The organism is Halosolutus sp. YCN4 (genome assembly GCF_059736495.1).
On sequence record NZ_JCASSM010000003.1, the window covers coordinates 157,493 to 181,967 of the forward strand.

The 24,475-nt window shown below is 63.1% G+C and carries 22 protein-coding genes and 1 pseudogene; 6 read left to right on the top strand and 17 right to left on the bottom strand.

The features are described from left to right. Positions 1 to 35: 35 nt before the first annotated feature. Both AC6I6X_RS11415 and AC6I6X_RS11420 read right to left on the bottom strand, forming a co-directional pair. Entirely contained in the window at positions 36 to 1,016 is a 981-nt protein-coding gene (locus tag AC6I6X_RS11415) for an alpha-ketoacid dehydrogenase subunit beta (RefSeq protein WP_497930635.1), read from the bottom strand. A gap of 2 nt (positions 1,017 to 1,018) precedes the next feature. Beyond that, positions 1,019 to 2,134: a thiamine pyrophosphate-dependent enzyme gene (locus AC6I6X_RS11420; protein WP_497930636.1), complete on the bottom strand. Its 1,116-nt coding sequence runs from the start codon at positions 2,132 to 2,134 to the stop codon at positions 1,019 to 1,021. A gap of 378 nt (positions 2,135 to 2,512) precedes the next feature. On the opposite strand from AC6I6X_RS11420, the gene AC6I6X_RS11425 reads away from it, so the two are divergent. From AC6I6X_RS11425 to AC6I6X_RS11440, 4 genes are all read left to right on the top strand, one after another. After that, positions 2,513 to 2,851 (top strand): hypothetical protein, encoded by a 339-nt coding sequence (locus tag AC6I6X_RS11425; RefSeq protein ID WP_497930637.1) that lies wholly within the window; start codon positions 2,513 to 2,515, stop codon positions 2,849 to 2,851. A 521-nt stretch (positions 2,852 to 3,372) separates the two neighbouring features. Next, complete coding sequence (locus tag AC6I6X_RS11430; RefSeq protein WP_497930638.1) at positions 3,373 to 3,855, top strand: hypothetical protein; 483 nt, start codon at positions 3,373 to 3,375, stop codon at positions 3,853 to 3,855. Between the two features lie 57 nt (positions 3,856 to 3,912). Beyond that, positions 3,913 to 4,221, top strand: coding sequence for a type II toxin-antitoxin system VapC family toxin (locus AC6I6X_RS11435; protein WP_497930639.1), 309 nt, complete (start codon positions 3,913 to 3,915; stop codon positions 4,219 to 4,221). Between the two features lie 923 nt (positions 4,222 to 5,144). Then, a complete protein-coding gene (locus AC6I6X_RS11440) occupies positions 5,145 to 5,561 on the top strand; it encodes a GlcG/HbpS family heme-binding protein (RefSeq protein WP_497930640.1) in 417 nt (138 codons plus the stop codon). A gap of 88 nt (positions 5,562 to 5,649) precedes the next feature. Here the strand turns inward: AC6I6X_RS11440 and AC6I6X_RS11445 are convergent, their stop codons facing one another. Together AC6I6X_RS11445 and AC6I6X_RS11450 are read right to left on the bottom strand one after the other, a co-directional pair. Further along, positions 5,650 to 5,814 carry a HalOD1 output domain-containing protein gene (locus AC6I6X_RS11445; RefSeq protein ID WP_497930641.1) on the bottom strand — a complete coding sequence of 55 codons (165 nt, stop codon included), beginning with the start codon at positions 5,812 to 5,814 and terminating at the stop codon, positions 5,650 to 5,652. A gap of 304 nt (positions 5,815 to 6,118) precedes the next feature. After that, positions 6,119 to 6,580 (bottom strand): annotated as a pseudogene (locus tag AC6I6X_RS11450) (protein-L-isoaspartate O-methyltransferase); the annotation flags it as partial. Positions 6,581 to 6,664: 84 nt separating this feature from the next. Here AC6I6X_RS11450 and dpsA point away from each other — a divergent pair. Further along, positions 6,665 to 7,210, top strand: a complete 546-nt coding sequence (gene dpsA, locus AC6I6X_RS11455; protein ID WP_497930642.1) for a DNA starvation/stationary phase protection protein DpsA — start codon at positions 6,665 to 6,667, stop codon at positions 7,208 to 7,210. Between the two features lie 136 nt (positions 7,211 to 7,346). Here the strand turns inward: dpsA and AC6I6X_RS11460 are convergent, their stop codons facing one another. The 13 genes from AC6I6X_RS11460 to AC6I6X_RS11520 all read right to left on the bottom strand — a co-directional run bounded on the left by AC6I6X_RS11460 (position 7,347) and on the right by AC6I6X_RS11520 (position 21,946). Then, positions 7,347 to 7,784: a metal-dependent transcriptional regulator gene (locus AC6I6X_RS11460; protein ID WP_497930643.1), complete on the bottom strand. Its 438-nt coding sequence runs from the start codon at positions 7,782 to 7,784 to the stop codon at positions 7,347 to 7,349. 450 nt (positions 7,785 to 8,234) lie between these two features. Next, positions 8,235 to 9,047: a DUF7260 family protein gene (locus AC6I6X_RS11465; protein WP_497930644.1), complete on the bottom strand. Its 813-nt coding sequence runs from the start codon at positions 9,045 to 9,047 to the stop codon at positions 8,235 to 8,237. Next, complete coding sequence (locus AC6I6X_RS11470) at positions 9,044 to 9,958, bottom strand: DUF7551 domain-containing protein (RefSeq protein WP_497930645.1); 915 nt, start codon at positions 9,956 to 9,958, stop codon at positions 9,044 to 9,046. Before AC6I6X_RS11470 ends, AC6I6X_RS11465 begins: the two co-directional genes overlap by 4 nt. 12 nt (positions 9,959 to 9,970) lie before the next feature. Further along, a complete protein-coding gene (locus tag AC6I6X_RS11475) occupies positions 9,971 to 10,774 on the bottom strand; it encodes a class I SAM-dependent methyltransferase (RefSeq protein WP_497930646.1) in 804 nt (267 codons plus the stop codon). A gap of 286 nt (positions 10,775 to 11,060) precedes the next feature. Beyond that, a complete protein-coding gene (locus AC6I6X_RS11480; protein WP_497930647.1) occupies positions 11,061 to 12,284 on the bottom strand; it encodes an ABC transporter substrate-binding protein in 1,224 nt (407 codons plus the stop codon). A gap of 2 nt (positions 12,285 to 12,286) precedes the next feature. After that, on the bottom strand, positions 12,287 to 13,477 hold the full coding sequence (locus tag AC6I6X_RS11485) for an ABC transporter substrate-binding protein (protein ID WP_497930648.1): 1,191 nt from the start codon (positions 13,475 to 13,477) through the stop codon (positions 12,287 to 12,289). A gap of 2 nt (positions 13,478 to 13,479) precedes the next feature. Then, the gene (locus AC6I6X_RS11490; RefSeq protein WP_497930649.1) at positions 13,480 to 14,709 is read right to left on the bottom strand and encodes an ABC transporter substrate-binding protein; all 1,230 of its coding nucleotides are present in this window, start codon (positions 14,707 to 14,709) and stop codon (positions 13,480 to 13,482) included. A 57-nt stretch (positions 14,710 to 14,766) separates the two neighbouring features. After that, positions 14,767 to 16,677 carry an ABC transporter ATP-binding protein gene (locus tag AC6I6X_RS11495; RefSeq protein WP_497930650.1) on the bottom strand — a complete coding sequence of 637 codons (1,911 nt, stop codon included), beginning with the start codon at positions 16,675 to 16,677 and terminating at the stop codon, positions 14,767 to 14,769. Then, positions 16,674 to 17,651 (bottom strand): ABC transporter ATP-binding protein, encoded by a 978-nt coding sequence (locus tag AC6I6X_RS11500; RefSeq protein WP_497930651.1) that lies wholly within the window; start codon positions 17,649 to 17,651, stop codon positions 16,674 to 16,676. The genes AC6I6X_RS11495 and AC6I6X_RS11500 overlap by 4 nt, the downstream gene beginning before the upstream one ends. Continuing rightward, positions 17,651 to 18,772 (bottom strand): FecCD family ABC transporter permease, encoded by a 1,122-nt coding sequence (locus AC6I6X_RS11505; protein WP_497930652.1) that lies wholly within the window; start codon positions 18,770 to 18,772, stop codon positions 17,651 to 17,653. The genes AC6I6X_RS11500 and AC6I6X_RS11505 overlap by 1 nt, the downstream gene beginning before the upstream one ends. A gap of 2 nt (positions 18,773 to 18,774) precedes the next feature. Next, entirely contained in the window at positions 18,775 to 19,704 is a 930-nt protein-coding gene (locus AC6I6X_RS11510; RefSeq protein ID WP_497930653.1) for an NAD(P)/FAD-dependent oxidoreductase, read from the bottom strand. A 2-nt stretch (positions 19,705 to 19,706) separates the two neighbouring features. Then, positions 19,707 to 20,867 (bottom strand): ABC transporter substrate-binding protein, encoded by a 1,161-nt coding sequence (locus tag AC6I6X_RS11515; protein WP_497930654.1) that lies wholly within the window; start codon positions 20,865 to 20,867, stop codon positions 19,707 to 19,709. 65 nt (positions 20,868 to 20,932) lie between these two features. After that, positions 20,933 to 21,946 (bottom strand): HEAT repeat domain-containing protein, encoded by a 1,014-nt coding sequence (locus tag AC6I6X_RS11520; protein ID WP_497930655.1) that lies wholly within the window; start codon positions 21,944 to 21,946, stop codon positions 20,933 to 20,935. A gap of 1,156 nt (positions 21,947 to 23,102) precedes the next feature. Between AC6I6X_RS11520 and AC6I6X_RS11525 the strand changes: the two genes are divergently transcribed. Then, the gene (locus AC6I6X_RS11525) at positions 23,103 to 24,455 is read left to right on the top strand and encodes an MmgE/PrpD family protein (protein WP_497930656.1); all 1,353 of its coding nucleotides are present in this window, start codon (positions 23,103 to 23,105) and stop codon (positions 24,453 to 24,455) included. Positions 24,456 to 24,475: the final 20 nt, after the last annotated feature.

Consider the following 24,475-nt stretch of genomic DNA (forward strand, 5'->3'; position numbering starts at 1 on the left):
TCGAGGCGGCTGAAGTCGATCTCATGGAAGCCGAGTCAGAATTCGCTGACCTCCCTGATCGCCTCCGTAATCCGGGCCGCGTTCGGGAGCTGAAAATCCTCGAGATCGTAGAGCGGATACACCACGTCCCAGCCGGTGACGCGCGCGATCGGGGCCTCCTGGTAGAACAGGGCCTCTTCCTGGAGGAGTGCCGTGATCTCGCCGGCCAGCCCGCCCGTCCGGGGCGCCTCGTGGACGACCACGGCCCGTCCGGTCGTTTTGAAGGAGTCGACGATCGTCTCGCGGTCCATCGGCGAGAGCGTCCGGAGATCCACTACCTCGACGTCGATCTCGTCCGCCACCTCGTCGGCCGCATCGAGGGTTGGCCGCGTCATGGCCCCCCACGTGAACACGGACACGTCCGCGCCCTCGCGGCGAACGCTCGCGTCGCCGATCAATACCTCGTAGGAGTCCTCGGGAACGTCCTCGCGGAACGCGCGGTAGATCTTCTTCGGTTCGAGAACCACGACCGGATCCGGATCGCGAATCGCCGCCGTCAGCAGCCCCTTGGCGTCTCGCGGCGTGCTCGGAACAACGACTTTGAACCCCGGATGATGGACGAAGATCGCTTCCATCGATTCCCCGTGCAGGTCGGGCGCACGAACCCCGCCGCCGAAGGGCGCACGGATAACCATCCGGCCGGGGAACTGCCCCCGCGATCGGGCGTTCATGCGGGCGGCCCGGGTGAACAGTTGCTCCAGCGCGGCGTAAGTAAAGCCCATGAACTGGATCTCCGCCACGGGCCGCAGCCCAGCGGCCGCCAATCCGATGGCCGCGCCCGCGATTCCAGTCTCCGTGAGCGGCGTGTCGACGACGCGTTCGGGCCCGAACGCGTCGTAGAGTCCGTCGGTCGCACGGAAGACGCCCCCGGAGCGGCCGACGTCCTCGCCGAGGACGACAACCGACTCGTCGCGGGCCATCTCGTCGTGGAGCCCTTCGGCGACCGCCTCGACCAGCGTGAGCGTCTCGGCCGCCATGGTTACCACCGGAACGCCTCCTCGCCGTGTCTCTCGTAGAGCTCCAGCAGTTCGGCCCGCTGGCTCTCGATGTAGTCCGGCGGGTTCGCGAACACCTCGTCGAACACGTCCTCGGGGGACTGCTCCGCCGCCACCGCGAGCGCCTCGTCGGCCGCCTCCCGGGCACGCTCCTCGGCGGCCTCGCGCACCGACGCGGCGTACTCCTCGTCCCAGAGCCCGCGGTCTTCGAGCACCCGCTCGTAACGGTCGATCGGATCGCGCTCGCGCCACGGTTCGATCGCCTCCGCGGAGCGGTACCGACGGTCGTCGTCGCTAGAGGAGTGCGCACCGCGGCGGAACGTCAGCGCCTCGATCAACACCGGGTCGCCGTCCCGGGCGCGTTCGACGGCGCGACGGGTTTCGCGGTAGGTCGCCAGTACGTCGTTCCCGTCGACCAGCACGCCGTCGAACCCGTAGCCGTCCGCGCGCTGGACGAACGTGTCGCCCGCGGTCTGGTCCGCGACGGGCGTCGAGATAGCCCACTGATTGTTGAGCACGAGGAAGACGATCGGGAGGTCGAGGACCCCGGCGAAGTTGAGCCCGGCGTGGAAATCACCCTTGCTCGCACCGCCGTCGCCGACCGTGACGAGCCCGACTTCGTCGTATCCCTGTAGCTTCCGTCCCCACATGAGCCCGGCCGTCTGCGGGAGTTGCGTGCCGACCGCGACGATGTGGGGCAGTCGCCGTTCGTACGGTTCCATCCCGTCGATGTCGTCGGCCTCCCACTCCTCGTATCCACGAAGCCAGAACGACAGGATGTCCGCGAGCGGTCGGCCGCGCTGGATGTGAGCGCCGTACTGGCGCCACTCCGTGTTGAGCCAGTCTCGATCGGCGAGCGCCGCCGCTGGCCCCACGTGCGACGCTTCTAAGCCTCGACACTCCATCCAAAAGTGAAACTCCCCTCGCCGTTGCAAGGTCAAGCCGTGCTCTTCGAGGGCCCGCGCCTGGACCATCGATTCGTACAGCGTTCGAAACTCCTCCTCGTCGAGTTCGAGGGCGGTAACGTCGGCCGCGTCGTAGGACCCGTCCGGCGCAACGATTCGTTCGCACTGGTCGTACTCCTCGGGAAACCTGGCCATGCGTAGCACGTCGCTCTCCGCCATCATATATGTTAACGAGACACACGGCTGTGGCCGTGCGAACTCCTGGGAGTGATCCTCCCGGCTGTCGATTCGGATCGGACCGACCGCGTCTTCTGGGCGGCAGTCTCCGCCGAGGCGGTTGCGCTCACCGGGAGCTGGCGCGTCTCGTCCCGTTCTCGTCCGGATCCCTCCCCGTCGATCGGTGATCGCGTACCGGGTCGGATCACTGGGGAGGGCGGTCGAGCAAGAGACAGCCGATGAGGGCCGTGTATCCACGGTCGCTGAGACGGCCCACACAGTGGCGGCGGCGTCTCACCGGATTTCGTCAAGATCTTGCTCGTGCTGCCGAGCGACAGCGTGGAAGTGCTGCTCGGCGTGCCGGTCGCTTGGACGCCGCTCCACACCCTCGGCGGCTCCGTTTTCGTGGTCGGCCTGGGTGCCCTGCTCGTCGCGCCCGACCACCGCCGGCAGGCGATCGTCCTGTTTGCCCTTGGCGCCGCCTCCCACCACGCGCTCGATCTCCTCTTGCTGAACGTGACCGGCTACTCAGACCCCGTGCTCTGGCCGCTGTCAGGGTATCAGTTTCCGGCACCGGGCCTCTATCTCGGCAGCGATCGCTGGCCGGCCCTCGTCGCGGGGCTGGGGGCGGCGCTCGTGTGGGGCCTCGTTCGCCGGTGCCGCGGCGAGCCTATCGCGGACCCATCGGACGACTGACGAGACCCTGAACTGGGCGTCGATCTGGGTGCGGCAGTAGCTTCGCTGTGACCTCCTCCTCGCCGTAAACGGCGAGGCTTCCCACGGTACCGCACCGCTGAGTTGGGATATTTGATGGTTTACGACCCGTCGGCATGACAGGCCGATGGCGGGGCCACACCGCCGTTACTCCTATCCCGGCAGGGGACTCGGAGTTATCTTGACCGAGACACCACAGCGGTTCGAGAGGGTGTCTCGAACATTCTGGGCCTCGGAGTCCCGATATTGTGCATTTAGGTGGGCGGTGTGACCGCCTCGATGTACGTCATACTACCCTGCGATGCCACTTAAATATCCGTATTGCTGCTGAACGGTGATCGTGTCGGCCTCGTCGGATTCACGCCCGCCGTTCACGGCGGGATTCTCTCCTCGAAGAAAGATAGCCGCGATCGAGTCGCGTTGCTCGTGCAACGACTGCCTACTAATGTCCGGTACTGGTGTAGCGACCTACCCTGCCGGCGTCACGGCTGGATCGATCGTCAATGGCCTTCGCAATCGTCCACTTCCTGGTCGGCGCCTCGCTGGCGCTCCTGCTCGCGACCCCGATCGCGCTCCGGTACCGGCTCGCGCCGTGGTGGCCGCTGTGGCTCGTCGCCGCTGGCGGCCTCTGGGGGCTCGCCCCCGACATCCACCACATCGTCCCGGGCTACGAGACGCAGCTGTACGCGATCCACAACTCCCCGTGGGCCGATCTCTTCGCCTTTCACTACACGCTCGATCGATCGTTCGTCCGGGCACGCACTGACGCGAGCATCGCTGGGGCGATCCTGTGCTTCCTCGGTGCAGTTACAGTATTCACAGGTGCGGCCCAGTTGCGCACGCGGACCGGCGTCGCACGGACACGCCTCCCACAGCTCGTCGCGCTAGTGGTGGCAGTGCTCCCGTTGGTGCTCCTCTTCGCGGCGATCGGCGGCGGCTTCCCGGAGATCACCGCCTGGGTGGGTGATCGTATCACGAATCCGTAGCCCCGATCGCGGCACACCGGTGCCGAGCCAGACGCCGGGGAACAGCGAGCCCAGCACTTGGCGGGTCGTCATCGCGAGGCCGATCGCCACCAGCGACGGTGCCAGTACGAGGACGCCGCCGTGGTCTGCAGTCGGACCTGTCATCACCGCGCTTCAAAAACCTTCAGAGAGGTCGATCGCGCGGTCGCGACCGCTGCCGCCGACATCACCAGCGAGTTACAACAGCAAGGCACGCCACTTCACGACCTCCATGACGTCTACATCGGGGCGACGGCCGTGGTCGAACAGCTCTCGGTGCTCACTGCGAACGTCGACCACTTCGACGGGATGGACGACGTCACCGTCGTCGATTGGACGTCCTTTTGAAATCCGCCCACGGAGGTGGACGCAGCCGACTCAGCGTACTCTCGCTCGTCGAACAATGTCTCGAATCCCCCAAGCGGTGGGAGGGCATCGACATCGTGTCCGGCCCCGCAGTCTGTCGATACCCGGGTTTGAGATCACCGATCGCGAGCGCGACGCCCAGCGTCGGCCGCCCGCGTGGGTGTGCGATCGTGAGGCCGGCACCCGAGCGCGGGACCACGACGACCACGAGTAAACGCGCCCACTGGAAAGCGGCCACACGGCCACGCCAACAGGGTGTCGAGTAGTGCCGGGCGTTGGGAGGCCAGCAGCACGACGCGGCCGGCCCACCCCGTCGGTACCTCTCGTGCCACCGCGCGAACGCCGCGTCACAGCGGGAGGCGGCGGCGTGCTCCCACGGAGACATCGCGTGGCGTTCACGATCGCTCCATCTGTGCGTGTCGCGTCGGCCCGCGACGTGCAATTCGCGACCAGTAAGTTCCAACCCAGGACCGAATCAGCCGTCTGTCGACGATCCGGCCGACGAGTATCCGCTTGATCCCGATGGGGTCGACCCCGGCCTGACCGATCCCTCTCGATCGAACGCGTCGACGTCCATCGGGGTGTCGGGCGGCGACTCGACGCCGACGATCGGCCAGCGCACGCTCTCGATTCGCGTCGGGTCGGCGACGGCACCGGCGTCGACCGCCACCCGTGAGCCGATCGCGACCGAGGGCGGGCCGCGCCCCCGACCCCGGGCTGGGCGCCGCGGCGGTCAGCGGACGGTGCCCCCAGACCGGCTGTCGTCACGATCGGCGCGGTCGGCCGGCGTCCGTGCGGCGATCTATCGACTGACGAGAGGGTCAGCCGAAACTAATAGTCATACTAACACGCGCCATAGCTTTATTTTTCATTATTATGAGTATACGGACGGGAGGCTGGACCACATGACAGAAGTTACACTGGATGTCGCAACGAAGATCATCGACGCGGCGGAGACCCACGTCGAGGAATCCGACGTCCCGCCGATGTGTATCGCCGTAATGGACGCGGGTGGCAATCTCGTCGCGTTTCACCGGATGGACGGCGCGCTGCTCGCGAGTATCGACATCGCCCAGAACAAGGCCTACACAGCGGTCTCGTTGCAACTGGATACGGAAACCGTCCACGAGGTCGCACAGCCGGGGGAGTCGTTGTATGGGATCGGGGAGACGAACGACGGCCGAATCATCACCTTCGGTGGCGGACTCCCCCTCGAGAACGACGACGGCACCGTCGTCGGCGGCGTCGGCGTGTCCGGCGGCAGCGTGGACGAGGACGTCGAAGTCGCCCACGCGGGGCTCGAGGCGTTCGAGACCGGCTAACCGTCGGCATCGGTTTCCACCAGTGGTGTCCCGTTCCAACGATCGCCCAGAACTGGGAGTGCTCGTTTGGGGATTCCCAAGAGGAAGTCTATTCGCTGGGGCGGAGCGTCAGAGAGACCACGTCGTCTCCCGCCGACCCCACGATCATGTCGAGCGCTTTCGGATCGACGGCTGAGAACAGGAGCGGCAACTCGGTCACCGCCGTGCCGGCCACGGTCCCGACGGTCTCGTTCCGCGACGGACTCGCACGCACCGCCGAGTGGTACCGGACACAATAGTAATACCCCGCGCGCAGCACAACGTGGCAGCATCGCTGATACGATCATCACCTTGGAGACGGCCCGAACGGCCGATTCAGTCCCGGCGGTCGATCCAGATGAAGCGAGCGCCCCACCGTCGCTGGGACGGCACCCGGGGTCGGCTGCGGCTCACCGCCGCGTGGCGCGCAGACCCCGCTGGCGCGTGCAACGACCTGCTGTACCGAGGTCCGGCATACCCGACGGCCACCTCGCGGGTGCGCCGCCCCTGACGGCCAGCAGTCCGTCTCCCCCACGTCGTCACGCCTCGTCGTCCAGCCCGTAGTCGCCGATCAGCGGGACGAACCGCACCGGACCGTGGCGAGTCCGGGTGCTCTCGTCGTCTCGCTTGTCGATCCGGGTGAGCGTGTGGCGCGTGCCGCGCCCGAGCGGACCGACCATGCGACCGCCGTCGGCCAGTTGCGCGAGCAGTGGCTCGGGCACGTCCGGCCCCGCGGCGGTTACGGAGATCCGGTCGTACGGCGCGTGGGCGGGCAGTCCCGTCGTGCCGTCGCCGCCGCGGAGCGTCACCTCGTCGTCGCCGGCCCGCGCCAGGTTCTCGCGTGCCCACTCGGCGAGACTCGGCCGGCGCTCGGTCGAGGAGACGTGGTCCGCCCCGACGAGGTCGGCCGTCACCGCGGCGTGGTAGCCGCTGCCGGTGTCGACCTCGAGGACCGTCTGCCCGCGCCCGAGGTCGAGCAACTCCGCCATCGTCGCGACTGCCGAGGAAGCCGATCTTTAGGCTGTACGAAAAATGTTTGCATTTTGAAAAGTTATAAGAGGACTGGATGGCTTCACATAGACGCAATGAGCACTCAAAAAACGGTTCGCAGACAGGCAGGCAGCGTCCACGAAAACCCCGTACGTCTCGACCGGGGGAAGGCCGAGCAGATCATCGACGCACTCAACACCGACCTCGCGGACGCGTACGTCCTCTACCACCAGCTCCACAAGCACCACTGGAACGTCGAAGGGGCAGAACACCTCCCGATCCACGTCTTCCTCCAAGAAGCCTACGAAGACGTCGAAGCGGCCGCGGACGCGATCGCCGAACGCATTCAGGCGATCGGCGGCGTCCCGCACGCGAGCATGCCTGCACTCTCGGACGCGGCGACCGTCGAACCCGAAGACGAAGACGTCTACGACATCAGAACCTCGTTCGAGAACGACCTGAAGATGTACGGTGACATCATCGAGAGCTACCGCGAACACATCGAACTCGCGGAAAGGCTCGGCGACTACGCGACGGGCGAGATGCTCCGCGAACAGCTAGAAGACCTCGAAGAGCACGCCCACGTCATCGATCACTACCTCGAAGACGACACGCTCGTCCTCGAATCCGCGACAAAGTAATCGAAACAGGGTAGACTCCGGTGCGAGCTTAACGGTTGTTTTCGTTGTCCATGAAAAGACTTGCCTCATACGCTCGTGGTGGTCAATTTCCTCTGTGGCGCCTTCCGCCTTGACGACGAAGAACGGAACGATTGAGTTAACGTTCTAACTCTTCCGAGAGCACCGGCGATTGCGACGGAAGCGGATCGATCGGCTCCGATGACGCGTCGTCCGGCCGAAGGAGCGTCGTTTCCAGTCGCCGCGCTATCTTCGTGTCCACAACTCCTGTAACGTCCAGTGCGTCCCGAGCGTAGTCGTCAAGTCCGAGCACGTCGCGGAAGAAGCGGCAAAGCGTCTCGTGGGTTGCGTACAGGTCGGCGCCTCGGTCTCGTCCTGTCTCAGTCAGTTCGACGCCTTCGTATGGTTCGTGGATGATGAGCGCGTCGGCTGCGAGTCGTTGCATCTTTTCGGTCACGGCCGATGGTGAGCGATCGATTACCTGTGCGACTCGCCCAGTTGGGACAGGTGCACCTTCTCTGTCTTCGAGCGCGTAAATCATAACGAGATACTGGGCAGTACGGTCTGTCACAGACACTCACCCGAGATTGAGGAGCACGGTGATCGGCTAGCGATCCGGATCGACGGGCGAGTCGATAGCGATCCAGCCGTTCGTGTTATCTGCTTCGTGAAAGACGAACGTCCTGGGACGGGGTTCACAAACCGAGATAGTTGGGGGAGGATCACCGATCTGTGCCGATGGCCCCTCTGGCTCCGACCGGGACCGTACTGCCAGATACGAGTTTCGGGTACTCCCACAATAGACACCGTTCGGTTCTCGACAGGACGTCTCAGTTCCGGTCCCCAATGACCTCCGTTTCCGGGAGAAGGCCGTTCGAAAGCCATTACGCACCCTCTTGTCCTTCATCGTGCTGTTCGCCTTCTTCTGCTCCCGACTGGACAGGCACGTCCTCGTCAGCTACGCCGAAGAGTCCGGCGTAGAGAGCAGCCCAGCATCGCGCTCGTTTTCGTCGGAGTCCAGTCGGGATCATACTCGTCGAACCAAGTGATCACGGAGAGCGAGCTGGCAGTTAGCACAGACGTCGTCCAGACGCGTCACGGTCACTAACACCGGGTAGTCCACGGGAAACTCCGTATACAAGTGCTCGGTGAGCGCTCGATGGTTGATCCCGACAGTTGCGCCGCGCTTGGTCGTCGCGTTGAGGCAGTCCTGCCGGTCAGCCGCCACCTCGTCGAGCCGGGATCGATGGTCCGCCAGCGTCTCGTGCCGTGCCTGGAGGGTGTCGAAGGCCAGGTTAGTTAGCGGCGTCTCGTTGGCCTGAACGAGCCAGTCGGTGATCTCCGTGATCAGCTGGTTAGCTGTCTGCAACGACTGCTCTTCGGCGTCGAGGGCCCGTTCCATCACCGCGAGTTCCTGCTGTCGTTCTGTAATCGCTGAGAGGACTGCTTGCTTCGTTGTCGGTGTGAATCTCCCACCGGTCTCCGGAGCGAGCGCGACCGAAACATCGCTGCCGAGTTCTTCACCGACCGTCTTCGACAGGGACTCGGACCCGTCGATGTCCTCGATGCTGTAAGGACGAACCGTCTCGGCAAACGTCTCACGCACCTCACGGCAACGATCCGCGGCTGATTCCGCGATTGGCGTGAGCGAGGACGCGGAGACGGTGACCAACCCACCGTCTGCGGACGGTCCCGGTCCTCCGTGGGTTCGCTGTCGAACAGGGGAGATATCGCGGACACTGCGTTCAAACGCATCGAACGCGGCTCGTTTTTCATTAACGTGTGTCTGTTCGTTCCGGACGCGGTCACGGGCCCGATCGATGTGTGTCTGGATGGTCATTTCGTGGATCCCTCCGAGAGACGCACTAACCCGGTCGGCTCGTTCCCGGGTGTTGATCTGACGCGAAAACACCGCCTCGATGGAGCCCTCGCGTCAGTACGATGCGTGACGTGAGTGATCGCGAGTCTGGGCTCGGCCCAGCGACGCAGCAGGTCGATGACGAGCGGGAGCGTCGTGAACGCCTTCTCTGTTCGGTTGAGCGCATATCCAGACAAGATCACGTCCCAGGACCGGTCACCAGTGTCGCAGTCGATCGAACACGGGCGCAGCGTGTAGTCGGTTGCGAGGGATACCGAACAGATGTGTGACAGGGGCGCGCCGAGTGGATCGCCGTTCGTGGCGGAGTCGGGCAACCGGGCAGCGGCCGACAGTAAGAGTCGGGCGTGTTCGTCTGGCGTGAGGCGCCGGTCGAGTTCGACAGCCATGCTTTCGAGCATGCGCAGACAGAGTTCGTCCGGGCTGTCTATCGTTTCAGCCTGCGCGAGGTACGTCTCCATGATCGCCCGTTCGACCGCGCGGTGGTCGGACGCCGAAACCGTCTCGAAGACCGCACCGGCGACCGTGTGACAGAAGTCGATGAGCGACTGTCGCCCTGATTCCGGCGCTGGTAGCTCAGGGGACCGACGCAGCTCATCGGTCTCGGTTGTAACGCCGTCGGTCGAAGGCGTCGTCGTGTCCTGACAGACGATTACGTCGTAGTATGGGAGACGCGGATCGTACCGACGGAGGGCCGTGCGGTACTGTTCAGTCGCCCGGGCGGCTGCCTGGGCTGTCGGGCGACTGTCGAAGCGCAGTCCGTCGGCTGGAACCGGCTGATCACCGTACCGGGCACAGACCAGGTAGTACTCGCCAGTCTCGGTAGCGAGTGCCTCGATGTGTTCGCGGATGTCACCGAGCGTTGTTCCAACCATCGGTTCCTCAAATCACCCGGGTTTGCGGCCTGTAACGATGTGCCATGGAACCCGTTCACGCCACGGACCGAGCCGTCGCCACTGATCGAACGCCTCCGCGACATCGAGAACACGAGTTTCTTCGAAGCCGGCGGCGTCGAATAGGCTTCGAATCTTCGAGGGTGGGGCGTGATGGAACGGCAGGTCGGTTTTGGCATCATCCCACACCTGCTGCGTTTGGTCGTCCAGACTCATCGCGGACCCGCCTCGACGGATACGCAGTAGTAACCCGTACAGTCGGCGGATAATCTGCTCCGAAATGCTCTGCGTAGGGTCCTCCGGGTGATTGCCGAACAGGACCACCTGCCCACCAGGCCGGAGCACCCGGAACCATTCTCGAACCGCTACTCCAGGCTGTGGCAACGACCAGATTATGACACGGTTCGTCACGACATCGAACGTCCCGTCGTCGAACGGGAGGGCCTCCGCGTCGCCAGCCGCGAACCGAGCGTCGAAACCATCGCGTGCGGCACGTTCACGTGCCCGTTCGAGCATCGGCTCGGAGAAATCACACCCGATGACCTCGTGACCCAACCCGGCGTACAATCCAGCAAGGAAGCCTGCTCCGGTCCCAACGTCGAGAACACGGCGGGAGTCGTCACCGATCACGTCACGAATGACGTTCTCCCACGGCTGACGGTCACCGTGCTGCGTGATCTCGTCGGCGTACTGCGCCCACATCTCGGCGCTGCGCTCGTCGTTCCATCGAGCACCGGCAGCCGCTTTTAGCCGTTCGCCTGCCGGCTCGGTCGCGGTTGTGATTGTTCGTTCAGTCATGTTGCTGGTGTCTATCGTCGGACCTTCATCGGCTGGTCAGCTCGGATGAACGGATCGGCACCGTCGTGCTCGGCGAACGCTATCCCGCATCCGTTTCCCCGGAGGACGGTCCATGCTGGCAGCGGCGGAATGCCGTAATCCTCCGGTTCATTGTACTGTGCCGCGATAACCCACGTCCGGGCTCGCATGCGGGACTTCCCTGCGCTGGTCCCTGCTACGCTCGTGGATCGGGATGGGTCGGTCTTCGATTCCGAATTTCGGGAACCGGATGCATCGTCGTGCATTCTCAGATGTCTCCGTCGATGATGTCCCTAACCCGTTGCCGGTCGAAGAGCTGGTTCTCTTCGGGCACCTCCGGGAACAGTTCGGGATCGAACACGCCGAATTCGTCCGGATAGAGTTGCTGGGCCTTCATTTCGATCTGCAGGAGATTGACGATCGGACCCTGTTCGCCGTAGGCACCGGGATACACGTCCCCGTTCTGCACGGCCGTGAGTTGACTCCCGACGGCGTCCTCCTCCATCGGCGCGACGTACTGCTCGCGGAAGGCATCGGGGGCGAACCCGGAGCCGCCCGTGTTTCCGGCTCCTCGTCCCTCGTCACCGGTGGTACCGATGCCCCAGTGGACGATGATGATCTCGGGATCGATCTCAAGCAACCTCTCGTAGTCGATCGTCCCGCTGTCCTCCAGTTCCTTCGAGAAGGCGCTCTTGACGTCGAGATCGCGGTACGGTTTCATTTCGTAGCCCTCGTCCTGGGTGTGCAGCGGGTAGAACTCGCCTTTGTTCGGATTTGATCCACCGTTGATGAGCCCGACCTCCGGACGCTCCCCTTCGGGAGGGAGCCGCGACTGAACCTCGCTGAGGACCTCGTCGTGGAGCGTGGCGAACGCCTCGTAGCGCTCGCGTTCCTGAAAGAGATCGGCGAGTCGGTCGAACGCCTCGTAGAGCGTGGGGAGTTTGTAGTCGTGAAACTCACGGCGACGGCGGCAGTTGTTCCCGAAGAACGGCGCAACGTTCTCGGTGATCTCCTGCGTATCGGACTCGTCCCAGTCGTCATCCCACCCCGTTCCGTGCATGTAGTTGGGATCCATGAGGATGACGTCCGGGTCGAGTTCGTAGAAGATCTCCTTGTCCCAGCCGCCGCCATCCCAGTTCGCCAATGCTGGAAGTTCATCCTGTGAAGGGACGTCCAAGTCGAAGGGCTCGAAGAAGAATCCGGGAATCATGTTACCTGCGGTCACGAACCCTTCACGCTGACCGAGCGCGAACGCCATGTCTGCCCAACCACCGTTGTATACCAGATACGTCTCCGGGACCTCCTCGAACGTAACACAGCCCGCTGGCTCGAGACAGGCCTCGTGGGAATTCCCCGTCCGAGTGGTCGTTTCCGAGTCACTCTGTCCGGTGCAACCAGCGAATAATCCACCGCCGACGACTGCGCCGCCGTACTTCACGTAGTCTCTGCGCGTCGATACCCCCCTCGTCGTATTGGTGTCGTTGTCACTCATCTTCAGATCTCTCCATTGATGATGTCCGCGACTCGCTGGTGGTCGAACAGCTGTTCGTCCTCGGAAAAGTCGGGATAGCTATCGCCTTCTTCGAAGCGCGGCCACTCGCCGAACTGCTCGGGGTAGAGTTGCTTGGCCGTCATCTCCAGTTGCAACAGGTTCTGGAGCGGTCCCTGGAAGGACTGCCCAGAGGCGTAGAATCGGTCGTTCTTTACGGCGGTCAGTTCTTTCCCCACAGCGTCGTCCGTGACGGCCTCTTTGATCTGGTCCCACTCGTAAAAGGGCGTCACGGCGAAGTTGTGGAGGATGACGTCCGGATCGATCTCCAACATCCCCTCGAAGTCATAGCTTGCCCCGTAGTTTTCGTCGTAGGTCTTGTCGCTGTCCGCGAACGCGTCTTGCGCGCCCATCGGCCGGGTGTGGGCCTTCCCGAAGCCGGGCCCCGAGATCTTGTACGGTGAGAACTCCCCTTCCCAGAACGCGACGAGGCCGACCGTCGGGCGCTCGTTCTCCGGCGGGAGATTCGATCGGATGTGGCTGTAGAGCTTCTCGTATTCGTCTTTGAGCGCCTGGAAGCGTTCGGGCTCTTTGAACACCTGCGAGACTTTCTCAGTGATCTCCCAGATAGAGTAGTACCGGTACCCGTCGCGCCACCCTTCGGGCGGTTGAGTGTGTTCGCGGCTGTATCGGTTTGCGAACCACGGCCCGACGTTCTCTGCGATCTCCTCGGTGTCGTCCTTACCCCAGGCATCGAACGACGTCACCCACGCTGGGTCCTGGAGGTGGACGTCGCTGTCCAGTTCGTAGAGCAGTTCCTTGTCCATCCCCTCGTTGTAAAGCTGCTGGAGACCGTCAGCCGAGATAGATGCACCGTCGAACGCGTCGAAGAAGTACTGGAGGCCCTCGACGTAGTTGTTGAACCCGATGGAGTTCAGCGCGTCCTCGTGGCCGAGCGCCACGAGCATGTCCACGTACTGCGGGCTGTACGCCATCACGTTCGTCGGCACCTCCTCGAACGTGACCTCGCCCACGGGCGACATCGTCACTGAGTAACTGGTGGTCTCGGTGTCCGTGTCTCCACTGCCACTTTTGCCCGTACAACCCGCTAGCAGGCCACCAGTGACGACTGTGCCGCCGTATTTGATCGTATCTCGCCGCGTCAGTGCGTCCGTCGTAGTGATATCGTCGTTCATATTCAAATGTCTCCGTTGATGATGTCCGCAACTCGCTGGCGGTCGAACAGCTGCTCTTCCTCGGGTACGTCGAGTGGTGCGTCCAGATCGAGCTCGCCGAATTCCTCCGGATAGAACAGTCGCGCGGTCAGTTCCGTCTGGAAGGCGTTGATAAGCGGGCCCTGTTCGGCGGTCGGCCCGGGGAGGACCCGATCGTTCTGCACGGCGGTGAGCTGGCTCCCGACGTCGTCGTTCTCTATCGGTGCGACGAACTGCTCACGGAACTGTTGGGCGTCGAACGCGCCGTCGCCGCCGAAGGTTACCGACCCCGTGGTGATGCCCCAGTGAACGAGAATGAGATCCGGGTCCACTTCCAGCAGCGTCTCGTAGTCAGTCAATCCGTACTGGCCAGTCTCGACGCCCGCGAAGGCGTCCGATTCCACCAGCCCCAGGTCGCGGTAGGGCTTCATCTCGTAGCCGTTTTCCTCAAGATAGAGCACGTAGAACTCGCCGCTCTCGGGGGAAGAGCCACTATTTATCAGTCCTATCGACGGCGTCTCAGGGTCGTCCGGAATCCGTGACTGCAGTTCGGACTGGAGGTCCTCGTGGAGGTCGAGCCAGGCCTCCACCCGGGCTCGTTCGTCCAGGACTGTCCCGACCTTCTCGAACGCCTCCAGCATCGACGGAGCCTGCTCGGGGTACTCCATCTCCTGCTGCCACTCGGCACGGAAGCGACGGTTGAGACATCCGAAGAATGGCGCGACGTTCGACTCGATCTCTTCGACGTCCGAGTCGTCCCAGTTGTCGTCCCACGCCTGGATCAGGTTCGGATCGATGAAGAACACGTCCGGGTCGTGCTCGTAGAACACCTCCTTGGGCATCCCGCCGTCCTGCCACAGTGGCGGCCAGTCATTGTCGTAGTCGATGTCCAACGGATCGTAGAAGAGCGTGGGCCCGCTCAACCGGTTCGTCTGGAGCTTGTCCGCCTGCCCGAGCGAGACTACCATGTCGGCCCACGCCATGGCGTAAGTCGTGACTGACTCTGGCACGGACTCGAACTCCACTTCGCCGACGGGGAACATCTCGACCGTGTAACTCCCGTCGTTGGTTTCGTTGCTAGTCCCTTCCGGCGTTGTTTCAGAATCGGACTGTCCCGCACAGCCAGCGAGCAGCCCCCCGCCGACGACCGCTCCACCGTACTTCACGTACTCTCTGCGCGTCGGTGCGTCGTGTTCCGCCGCGTCGTCTGCCATACGATTTAGGCTCGCCTAAAACAATATAGTAGTTCCGATTTTTAGGCTAGCCTAAAATCAGTATCCAGCGAACGACCGCCTCGTCCGCGCCAGGAAGTCCTCCGGCAGCGACTCCATCTCGCCAGCCTGCACGCCCCAGAGGTTCGCGTACAATCCGTCGGCCTCCAACAGTTCCTCGTGGGTGCCACTCTCGACGACCCGGCCCTCGTCCAGCACGACGATCGTGTCGGCGTCTTTGATGGTCGAGAGACGGTGGGCGATCACCAGCGTCGTTCGATCGGCCGCAAGCCTTTCGAGCGACCGCTGGATCAGGTACTCTGTCTCCGTATCGACCGCACTGGTCGCCTCGTCCAGCAACAGGATTTCAGGGTCCTGCAACACCGTTCGGGCGATGGCGATGCGCTGGCGCTGGCCGCCCGACAGTTTCACACCACGCTCGCCGACGCGTGTGTCGTACCCCTCCGCGAGATCCTCGATGAAGTCGTGGGCTTCGGCGGCCTCCGCCGCTACGATCACGTCCTCGCGGTCGGCGTCGAACCGTCCGTAGCGGATGTTCTCCGCGACCGTCCCGTCGAAGAGGAACGTGTCCTGGCTCACGTAGCCGATGGACGAGCGCAGATCCGACAGTCGCATGTCGCGTACGTCGTGGCCATCGATGCGAACCGCACCATCGGTCACGTCGTACAGCCGCAGGAGTAGCTTGGCGACCGTGGATTTCCCCGCGCCCGTCGGCCCGACGATAGCGACCGTCTTGCCCGGATCAGCCGCGATGTCGATGCCGTTCAAGACAGACTCACCGGATTCGTAGGCGAAGGTGACGTCATCGTACTCGACGCGGCCATCCACGTCATCCAGTGAGATCGGATTCTGTACGTTCTCGTTGTGGACGGGCACGTCCATCAACCCGCAGATCCGCTTACCGGAGGCCCGCGCGTTCTCGTACCAATCGACGATGTTGGACAGTTGCGCCATCGGACCAGTTAGCCGCTGGGTGAGCAGCATGAACACGACAAAGTCGCCAGTGGTGAGTTCGCCCGTGAAGAACAACGGTGGGCCAGAGAATACCCACAGACCGCCGATGACGAACGTAGCGAGGAGTGCTGCGCCGGTGATCAGTTCCATCCCCGGCCGGTAGAAGTAACTCAGTTTCAGTACGTCCATCTGGGCATCGAACACGTCACGGGAGACACCGCGGACCCGGTCGTTCTCGTAGTCCTCGGTACTCGTGGTCTTGACGAGTTCGATCCCACTGAGCCCGTTTTCGATGCGCGTGTTCAGATCACCGATGGTCGACCGAACCGTCGCGTACCGGGGTTCGATCACCCGAACGAACCACCACGTGAACCCAACGAGTAATGGAACCGCCCCTAGCGTGACGAGCGCGAGTTGCCAGTTCGTATAGAAAAGGGCGGCAGTGATGCCAACGACGATCACGCCGATCCGGACGCTGTCGCCGAGCGCATTGTCGAAGAACACTTCCAGATTACCGGTGTCGTTGTTGAGGATCGACATGATCTCGCCGGTCTCCTTGTTGTCGAAGAAGGTCATGTCAAGGCGCTTCATCTTCTCGTAGGCGTCTACGCGAATCGCGTACATCACGCCGTGTGCGAAGAAGTTGATAGCCACCCCACGAATCCACTGGAGCACCGCTCCACCGCCGAGCGCGACGCCGACGAGAGTTGCGGACAACCAGAACTGAGCCGTGGGATCAGTCGGCAGCCACGCGTTCGGGACAACCGGGAGCGCGTACGCTGCTTCGTCGGTGAACACAGCGTCGATGGTCGTCCCGAGCACGAGTGGCGTCACGAGCACCGCGCCGTACGTGAGTACGCTGGCGACGAGTCCGAGTACGAGCCATCGCCACTCGTCGAGGCCGTAGGCTCTGAACAACCGGAGCAACGGCTTCGACGCGCGATCACGGTAGGCGTCGAGGTCCGTCTCGAACACCTCCTCGTCCTCGGCGGTCATCGGTTCGTCTTCGTATCGTTACCCAGTGACGCTTCTGTGTCGGTTCCCGTCTCCGTTCTGTCGTGGTTCTCATCGTCGTCGTGGCGGGGACGGATCGGCGTAATCTGTGGCCCCCGTTCGGTCGGCTGAACGTCAGCATCAATCTCGAAGACGTCCGCCAGTAGCTCTTCGGTCACTACCTCTTCTGGGGTTCCACGGGCGTAGATCGAGCCGTCTTTCAGCGCGACCATGTGGTCGGCGTATCGGGCCGCCTGATCGATATCGTGCAACACGAGGACGACCGTGATGTCGCTCCGGTCGCGGAGCGTCTCGACGATTTCCATCACCTCGAGCTGGTGGTGCAGGTCGAGGAACGTCGTCGGCTCGTCGAGCAGGAGAACCTCCGTCTCCTGGGCGAGCACCATAGCGATCCATACGAGTTGCTTCTGGCCGCCGCTGAGACTCCCGACCTCACGCTCGCGGAGATGATCGACGCCGGCCAGCGAGATCGCCCGGTCGATCGCCTGTCGATCCTCGTCGGTGAACGAGTCAAAGAAGCCGCGATGCGGATAGCGACCGTGCCCGACGAGCTCTTCGACGGAGATGCTATCGGGCGAGACGTTCTCCTGAGAGAGCAGGCCGAGTTTCCGAGCGAATTCCTTCGTCTTGAGCGAGTGGATGTCCTTGCCATCGATGAGGACGATGCCCTCGTCGAGTGCGATCTGATCGGCGAGCCCCTTCAACAGGGTACTCTTACCGCTACCGTTCGGCCCGACAAGTGCAGTCACTTCCCCGGGCGTGACCCGGATTGATTCGCCACCGATGACTGGCTCGTCGGACGACGGATAGCCGATGACGAGGTCTTTGCCAGCGAATTCGCTGGCGGTACTGTTCGATTCCGCGTCAGGGTCGCGCTGGCCGTTCGGCAGAGTCGAGTTCGGCTTCGGTATTGCTTCGAGCCCGCCGTCCGTCTCGGGCGTTTTCTCGCCGGTCATTAGATCTCACCCATCTTGTCCTGCCTGCGCATCAGGTACAGGAAGTACGGCCCGCCGACGAGTCCGGTGACGATACCGACCGGGATCTGGGTGTCCGAGCCACCGATCACGGCCATACCGAGGCGTGCGCCGACGTCCGCGGCGACCATCGACGCCGGGCCAGCGAACATGCACCCGATAATGAGTTTCTTGTAATTGCTGCCGACGATGTTTCGGACCATGTGCGGGACGATGAGGCCGACGAACCCGACGATGCCCGCGACGGCGATGCTCGCGGCAGCCGCCAGTACAGCGACGCCCGATAGTGCGAATCGAACTTTCTCGACCGACATTCCGAGCGATTTCGCCGTATTCTCTCCGAGAAGCAGTACGTTCAATTGTCGAGAACTAATCAGCGCCAGCAGCATCGCCACGGCTGTCCACGGTAGCGCCATTCGAACCTGGTCCCAATCGGTTCCAGTCAACGAACCTGTGGTCCACGCGATAGCGGACTGGACCACGCCGATGTCGTCCGCGAAGAAGAACAGCGCCGTCTGGAGCGACCCGAACACCGTCCCGACGATGACACCGGCCAATACGAGTCGAACCGGTGAGGTGCCGTTCTTCCACGCGATAGCGTAGACGATGAGGAACGCGAGCGCGCCGCCGACGGACGCGATGAGCGGCAGGAACGCCGCTAACCCTCCGAAAACGACGAGCGTTAGCAGGATCATCAGTCCTGCTCCGGAAGACACCCCGAGGATGAACGGACTCGCCAGTTCATTCCGGGTGACCGCCTGGAAAATCGCCCCGGAAACTGCAAGGTTCATCCCGACGAGGATGCCGACGAACACCCGCGGCAAGCGGATGTTCCAGACGATGAGGCTCTCTTTGCTCATCTCCGGGACTTCCGCCCCGAGCAGGAACGCCTCCCACGCTCGGACGTTGAAGAGTACGTCTGGATTGAAGACGGCCTGCCAGGCCTGGACGAGGCTCATCGAAAATGCGCCGAAGCTCACCTGCACGAGCCCACCAGCGACGATCACGGCGATACTCCCTAGACAGAGCGTGATCAGTGAGCGGTCGAGCCAGCGTTCCTGGCGCGTTGTGGTCGTGGTATCTGTGACGGGTTCTGCAGCCATCGTTAGTTGCTCACCTCGTTCGATGGCCGCTCAGACTCGATGTCGTGTGCCGCTTCGAGGACGAGTTCGTCGTCGATGTGTTCGAGGAGACGCCTCTGCCCGCGCACTCTGCGCTGCTCGACCTCCTCGTCGGATAGGTACGTCTCTAACGATCGATCGATATCCCGCTCGCGTAACTCGACACGACGCTCTTCGTCGAGGTCGTGGTCGTCGGGAAGCCGGTTGTCGAACCACTCGCGCCAACGATCACGGTCACCCCACTCATCGTCCAGTTCGGACACCTGACGCATCCAGTCGTAGTGATCAGCGACCGCCTCGGGGTAGCCACGTTCTCGACGAGTGTCTTCGACGACTCGAAGACCGACGCGCGCGCCGCGCCCGGCGGCCATCAGCGCCTGCTTGTCCTCCGTAGACGGAGACGCGACGTACAGCCCCCCAACCGGCGTCGAGCCGTCGTGAGCCGCATACTCGCCGTCAAAGTGCTCGTGCGTTTCACCGTCGTGCTCGTAGGTCTCGAACATCGCCGCGTCGTCGTCGAGCCCCCGCATGTACTCGCCGTCGTAGCGCGTCGCCGCGACGACCCGACGGGCGGTGACGGAGTCGCCCTCCTGAGGCGTGACGAGGAATCCTTCGCCGTCATCTGACCGTTCGACTGATTCGACGAGGTCGGGGATAATCTCACAGCCCGCTTCCTCGGCGTGATCGTGCATCAATCCGTACAGCGTCTCGATGTCCACGCCTGTGGGGAATCCCAAGTAGTTTTCGAGATAGGCACACCGCTGGATCGAGGAACGCCCACGATCGAAGATTATCGTGTCCAGACCGTACCGGGCGGTGAAGACGCCGACCGCACAGCCTGCTGGACCGCCGCCGACGATGACGACATCGTGGTCGTAGTCAGTGCTTGTTTGGTGCGTATCCGTAGTGCTCATAATCAGATGTCTCCGTTGATGACGTCGGCGACCCGCTGGTGATCGAACAGCTGCTCGTCTTCATGGGTCTCTCCGATACCGTGCCACTCACCGAAGACGGTCGGATAGAACTGCTTCGCCGCGATTTCGGTCTGGAATAGGTTGATCACCGGTCCCTGGTACGAGGTGCCACCTCGGTAGAGGCGATCGTTCTGTACGGCCGACAGCTGTTGGCCCAGGGAATCCTCACGCAGCGTTTCCATTCTGGATTCGAATTGGTCCGTCGAAACGTGCGAGAAACCGTACTGGAACAACAGTACGTCCGGATCAACCTCCAGAAGCTGCTCGTAGTCCCACTCGGCGTAGCTCCCGTCGATGACATCGTCGAACGCTCCGCGCATCCCGAGATCGCGGTACTGTTTATGTCCGTTTCCATCGTGGACCGGATACGCGTAGAACGCCCCGCCCTCGAAGTCAGAATTAATTGATAGTAACCCGACGGTCGGTCGCTCTTCTTCCGGCGGGAGGTTCGATTCGATCTCCGCAAGCAAGTTATCGTGGACGTCCGCGAGGGCTTCGTAGCGCTCGCGCTCCTGGAATACGTCGGCGATTTTCTCGAAGGCTTCGTACAGCGAGTAGTACCGGTAGTCGTGCCAGTCATCACCTCGTCGCCGGATACTGTTCCCGACGATCGGTCCGACGTTCTCGGCGATCTCTGCGAAGTCCTCGTCGCTCCACGAATCATCGAGAATCTGTACGAAGTTCGGATCGAACAAGTGGACGTCGCAGTCCATCTCGTAGACCGCTTCTTTATCGATCCCTGCCTCGCCCATGAGTTGAGGGACGTCGTCGAAGGTGACCTCGACACCGGGTACTGCATCGTAGAAGGAAAGCGGCCAGTTCTCGGTGAAAATGAGCCCTTCGAGACCATCGAGTTGGCCGAGGGCGATGGCCATGTCGCCGTACGTGCTGAAGTACGCCATCCACTGTTCAGGAACTGAATCGAATGTAACCGCCCCGGCCGGCTCCATCGTCACTGAAGACGATGAATCGGTCGTGGTTTCGTCTTCGGTCTCACGATCTCCAGTACACCCAGCGAGCATTCCACCGGCGACGACCGCACCGCCGTATCTCATGTAGTCTCGCCGCGTCGGTGCCTCGTGCCGCGTTGACCCGCGTTTCATGGGATTTAGGCTCGCCTAAACGAGTAAAAGGATTTCGATTATTAGGCGAGCCTAAAACCTCGCGTTCAGTGCGGCGTACCACACCGCGGACACATTGGCGGACCATTTTCCGGTGACGCAAGCCCGCAGTGCGGACACTTGCCTCCCCCGTTCGGTGCGGTGATCTCCGAGACGGCGTCCTCGGTCGTCCGGCGAACCCCTTCGACAGTCCCAATATCGTCGGGTGTCGTTTCGTCCGACTCCTCTCCTGCAAGCGCCTGTCGCGCGAAGCGTACCCGTTCGATCACGAACGACTCCTCCTCGTCATCTTCCCTGGGTACACTGTCCGCAGAGACCGCGTCCGACTCGGCGCGTGCGAGCAGACCGAGCGCCTCCGCAGCCCGACCGCGTGTATACAGGCTCTCCTCCTCGTCTCCCAATCGGGTCGCCAGCGCGTTGCCGGCGTCGGCGAGCTTTCCCGGGGACTCACAGCCGAGGGCCACCAACGCCGTCGTCAAATGGTATCGAACGAGTTCGTTTTCGTCGTCGAGATGCTCTGCCAGACTCGACACCTGGTGCCGAAGTCGGACGGGATTCCCCAGCGCGACGTACTCCAACGCTTTCGCCAACTTCTCTCTGACCTCCGGCTCGTCGAACGACAGCCCAATTCGCAGGTCGGCCAGTAACTCGGGTGAGGCCACGTCGTCGGGGTGTTCGAGCGCAACGTATCCGAGCGCTTCTGCTGCCCGGGCGCGGACGTAATAGAACTCGTCTTCGTCGGCAAGCCGATCAGCAAGTGGAGGGACCACAGACACGCCAGCATCCGGTTCGGCCTTCGCGACACCGACGAACAGTTTGGTGGTCGTAAGGCGGATCGAGCGCTCCTCGTCGGTGAGAAATGGCGTGAGCGTGTCAAGAACCGATTCGAAAAGACGCGGCTGTTCGTCTGCGAGCCGTCGTAGCGCCTGTAATACGGTTTTTCGGTCCTCAATACTGGCCGTTTCGAGCTGTTCGAGGTGTTCGATGACGTCCGCTTCCGCACGCTCATTGAGTAGTTCTGTCACCCGTTCGGCTGCCAGCGAATTAGAGTCTCCCACCATTACTACCGACTCGTATTGTCGAAAGAGAGGCTACACTAATAAAATACATCGTGGTCTCTTTCATGCAACCCGTCTTTCACCGGCTTCGGGATCAATCTCCTGTCGCCCAGTACGGCGTTCGAGGTGCTCACCGTTTCTCCGTGTGTTCCGCGAAAGGGAACCGCCCACCGTCCGTAGAAGACATCGTCGTTGATGTCGCGGACCGCCGCACTGCCCGAACCTATTGTACAGAGCGAGCTTCTCCCGGCCCCTTTAGAAACGTAATCCGCCCTCGTGTCCCAAACGTTCATCCACGCCAAGCTCCCAAACTAGGTCGTCGTACTTACTCATACGATCGCTGCCGGGGGTAGTGGCGTGCCAGCAAAGAGCGTATCACCACAGCCATGGATCGCGGGTCTACTCGGGCTAGGGCTCGGGGCGTGGGACGATCCGTCAGTGGGCCATCCCCGTTTCCACACGCGTTTGGCTCTGCGAGCCGTCACGATCCTGCTTTGCGCCGGTCGCATCACACCAGATCGGTATCATGTGTACGATCGGCGTGAGACCCTGGTCTCGGCGCACTGCGATCACCGTGCGGTCTCGTCGGCACCGTCCACCCTCGGTGGGTGTCTCGCGCTCGGCTGGTTCTTCCGGCGGTGGCGGTTCGAGCGGACGCGACTCGCCTGTTCGTCCCGCGCGCGACCCCACCTGTACTCCGCGGGCGCCAGCGGTCGCCCCGAAACGACGCCACGCGCCCAGCGAGCGAGCCGGACGCCTCTACGGAAGACCCCACCGTCGAATCGACCGGCATCGGTGCGAGATGAACAGTACTGCCGGGTCAGCTCACCCACGTCCCAGGCGCGACCCGCTACCACAGCAGCGATCGCTGGCCGACCCTCGTCGCGGGGTTGGGGCGGCGCTCGCGTGGGGGCTCGCCCGCTGGCGCCGTAGTGGGCTCGCCGAGACGGCATCGGCCGACTGAGAGGGCCGCAGGGGACGGCGTTGTCCTTGCGGTCGGCACGGGGTCGGCCGCGGGGAACCCAGACCGGGCCCGTGTCCGATCGTCACCGAGCCTTACGCGCCGGCGCTCTCGGCGATGGACACGCGTTCTGCGGACCGCAGCTGTCCTCGTCGCCTCCGGGCAAAGGATTTCCACGGCGCGACCGTACCTGAATGCATGACGACGACCGAAGAACTGGCCCGATTCGTACAGGACGCCTCGGTCGACGACTTCTCCACCGACACGCGCGAGGAGCTGAAAAAACGGATTCTCGACTCGGTCGGCATCGGAATCAACGCACTTGGGGCGGAGCCGGTGGACAGCGTCCACCAGACCGTCCAGCGGGCGAATTCTGGTGACGGGTGCACGCTGTGGGGACGCGACGAGACCGCTTCGCCGGTCGGGGCAGCGATGCACAACACGGCCCTGACGCGGTATCTCGACTTCATGGATTCGTTCCTCGCGCCCGGAGAGACGCCCCACCCCAGCGACAACATCGGGGCTGTCATCGCCGCGGGTGAATACGTCGGCGCGTCTGGCGAGGAGTTGCTAGAAGGCGTGGGCGCCGCCTACGAAGTCCAAGGGGAACTCGCCTGGAACGCACCGGTCCGAGACAAGGGCTGGGACCACGTGACTCACACGGTCATCTCGGCGACCTGTGGCGTCGCGACGCTCCTCGACCTCGATGTCGAGACGACGAGAGACGCCATCGGTATCGCCGGGACCGCCCACAACGCCCTTCGCGTGACCCGCACGGGCGGCATCAACGAGTGGAAGGGCATCGCGTCGGCGAACGCCGCACGCAACGCCGTCTATGCCGCCCTGCTGGCGAGCGACGGTATGGAAGGCCCCCAGAACCTCTTCGAGGGCCAGAAAGGCTGGAAGCAGGTGATCAGCGGCGAGTTCGACCTCGACCTCGACCCAGGGTGTACGAGAGTCCACGACGTCATGACAAAGCGGTACGTCGCGGAGACGTATGCCCAGTCGGCCGTCGAGGCCGTCATCGAACTGACCCAGCGAGAGGATCTCGACGGCAGCACGGTCGACCTCATCGACCTGGAGACGTTCGCCGGCGCGAAACTCATCATCGGAGGCGGTGAAGGAGACCGACACACCGTCGAACGGAAAGCCCAGGCAGACCATTCACTGCCGTACATGTTGGCGGCAGCGCTCCTCGATCGGGAGATGGGGAACGCCCAGTACGAACCAGACCGCATCACCCGTGACGACGTGCAGGATCTTCTCCGCCGCGTCACCGTCGAGGAGAACGATTCCTTCACCGAACGGTTCGAGGCGGGGGAGATGCCCGCCCGCGTGACGGTCGAACTCGCGGACGGGACGACGCACGTCGTCGAAAAAGACGCCTTCGAGGGCCATCCCACGAACCCGATGGACTGGGACCAGATCGAACAGAAGTTCCACGATACCGCCGGCACGCGGTTCGGCGACGATCGCCGCGATGCCCTGATCGAGGTCGTAAGGGCGGTCGAATCGCACGATGTCGGTGACCTCGTCGCTCTCCTGGCGTAACTGACGGCGATTCGTCAGTC

Excerpts from the sequence above, each read along its gene's own strand:
- AC6I6X_RS11510 (WP_497930653.1), bottom strand. The coding sequence starts at position 19,704 with ATGAGCACTACGGATACGCACCAAACAAGCACTGACTACGACCACGAT.
- AC6I6X_RS11420 (WP_497930636.1), bottom strand. The coding sequence starts at position 2,134 with ATGGCCAGGTTTCCCGAGGAGTACGACCAGTGCGAACGAATCGTTGCG.
- AC6I6X_RS11415 (WP_497930635.1), bottom strand. The coding sequence starts at position 1,016 with ATGGCGGCCGAGACGCTCACGCTGGTCGAGGCGGTCGCCGAAGGGCTC.
- AC6I6X_RS11430 (WP_497930638.1), top strand. The coding sequence starts at position 3,373 with ATGGCCTTCGCAATCGTCCACTTCCTGGTCGGCGCCTCGCTGGCGCTC.
- AC6I6X_RS11495 (WP_497930650.1), bottom strand. The coding sequence starts at position 16,677 with ATGACCGCCGAGGACGAGGAGGTGTTCGAGACGGACCTCGACGCCTAC.
- AC6I6X_RS11470 (WP_497930645.1), bottom strand. The coding sequence starts at position 9,958 with ATGGTTGGAACAACGCTCGGTGACATCCGCGAACACATCGAGGCACTC.
- AC6I6X_RS11465 (WP_497930644.1), bottom strand. The coding sequence starts at position 9,047 with ATGACCATCCAGACACACATCGATCGGGCCCGTGACCGCGTCCGGAAC.
- AC6I6X_RS11475 (WP_497930646.1), bottom strand. The coding sequence starts at position 10,774 with ATGACTGAACGAACAATCACAACCGCGACCGAGCCGGCAGGCGAACGG.
- AC6I6X_RS11515 (WP_497930654.1), bottom strand. The coding sequence starts at position 20,867 with ATGAAACGCGGGTCAACGCGGCACGAGGCACCGACGCGGCGAGACTAC.
- AC6I6X_RS11525 (WP_497930656.1), top strand. The coding sequence starts at position 23,103 with ATGACGACGACCGAAGAACTGGCCCGATTCGTACAGGACGCCTCGGTC.
- AC6I6X_RS11505 (WP_497930652.1), bottom strand. The coding sequence starts at position 18,772 with ATGGCTGCAGAACCCGTCACAGATACCACGACCACAACGCGCCAGGAA.
- dpsA (WP_497930642.1), top strand. The coding sequence starts at position 6,665 with ATGAGCACTCAAAAAACGGTTCGCAGACAGGCAGGCAGCGTCCACGAA.
- AC6I6X_RS11500 (WP_497930651.1), bottom strand. The coding sequence starts at position 17,651 with ATGACCGGCGAGAAAACGCCCGAGACGGACGGCGGGCTCGAAGCAATA.
- AC6I6X_RS11440 (WP_497930640.1), top strand. The coding sequence starts at position 5,145 with ATGACAGAAGTTACACTGGATGTCGCAACGAAGATCATCGACGCGGCG.
- AC6I6X_RS11485 (WP_497930648.1), bottom strand. The coding sequence starts at position 13,477 with ATGAACGACGATATCACTACGACGGACGCACTGACGCGGCGAGATACG.
- AC6I6X_RS11480 (WP_497930647.1), bottom strand. The coding sequence starts at position 12,284 with ATGAGTGACAACGACACCAATACGACGAGGGGGGTATCGACGCGCAGA.
- AC6I6X_RS11490 (WP_497930649.1), bottom strand. The coding sequence starts at position 14,709 with ATGGCAGACGACGCGGCGGAACACGACGCACCGACGCGCAGAGAGTAC.
- AC6I6X_RS11520 (WP_497930655.1), bottom strand. The coding sequence starts at position 21,946 with ATGGTGGGAGACTCTAATTCGCTGGCAGCCGAACGGGTGACAGAACTA.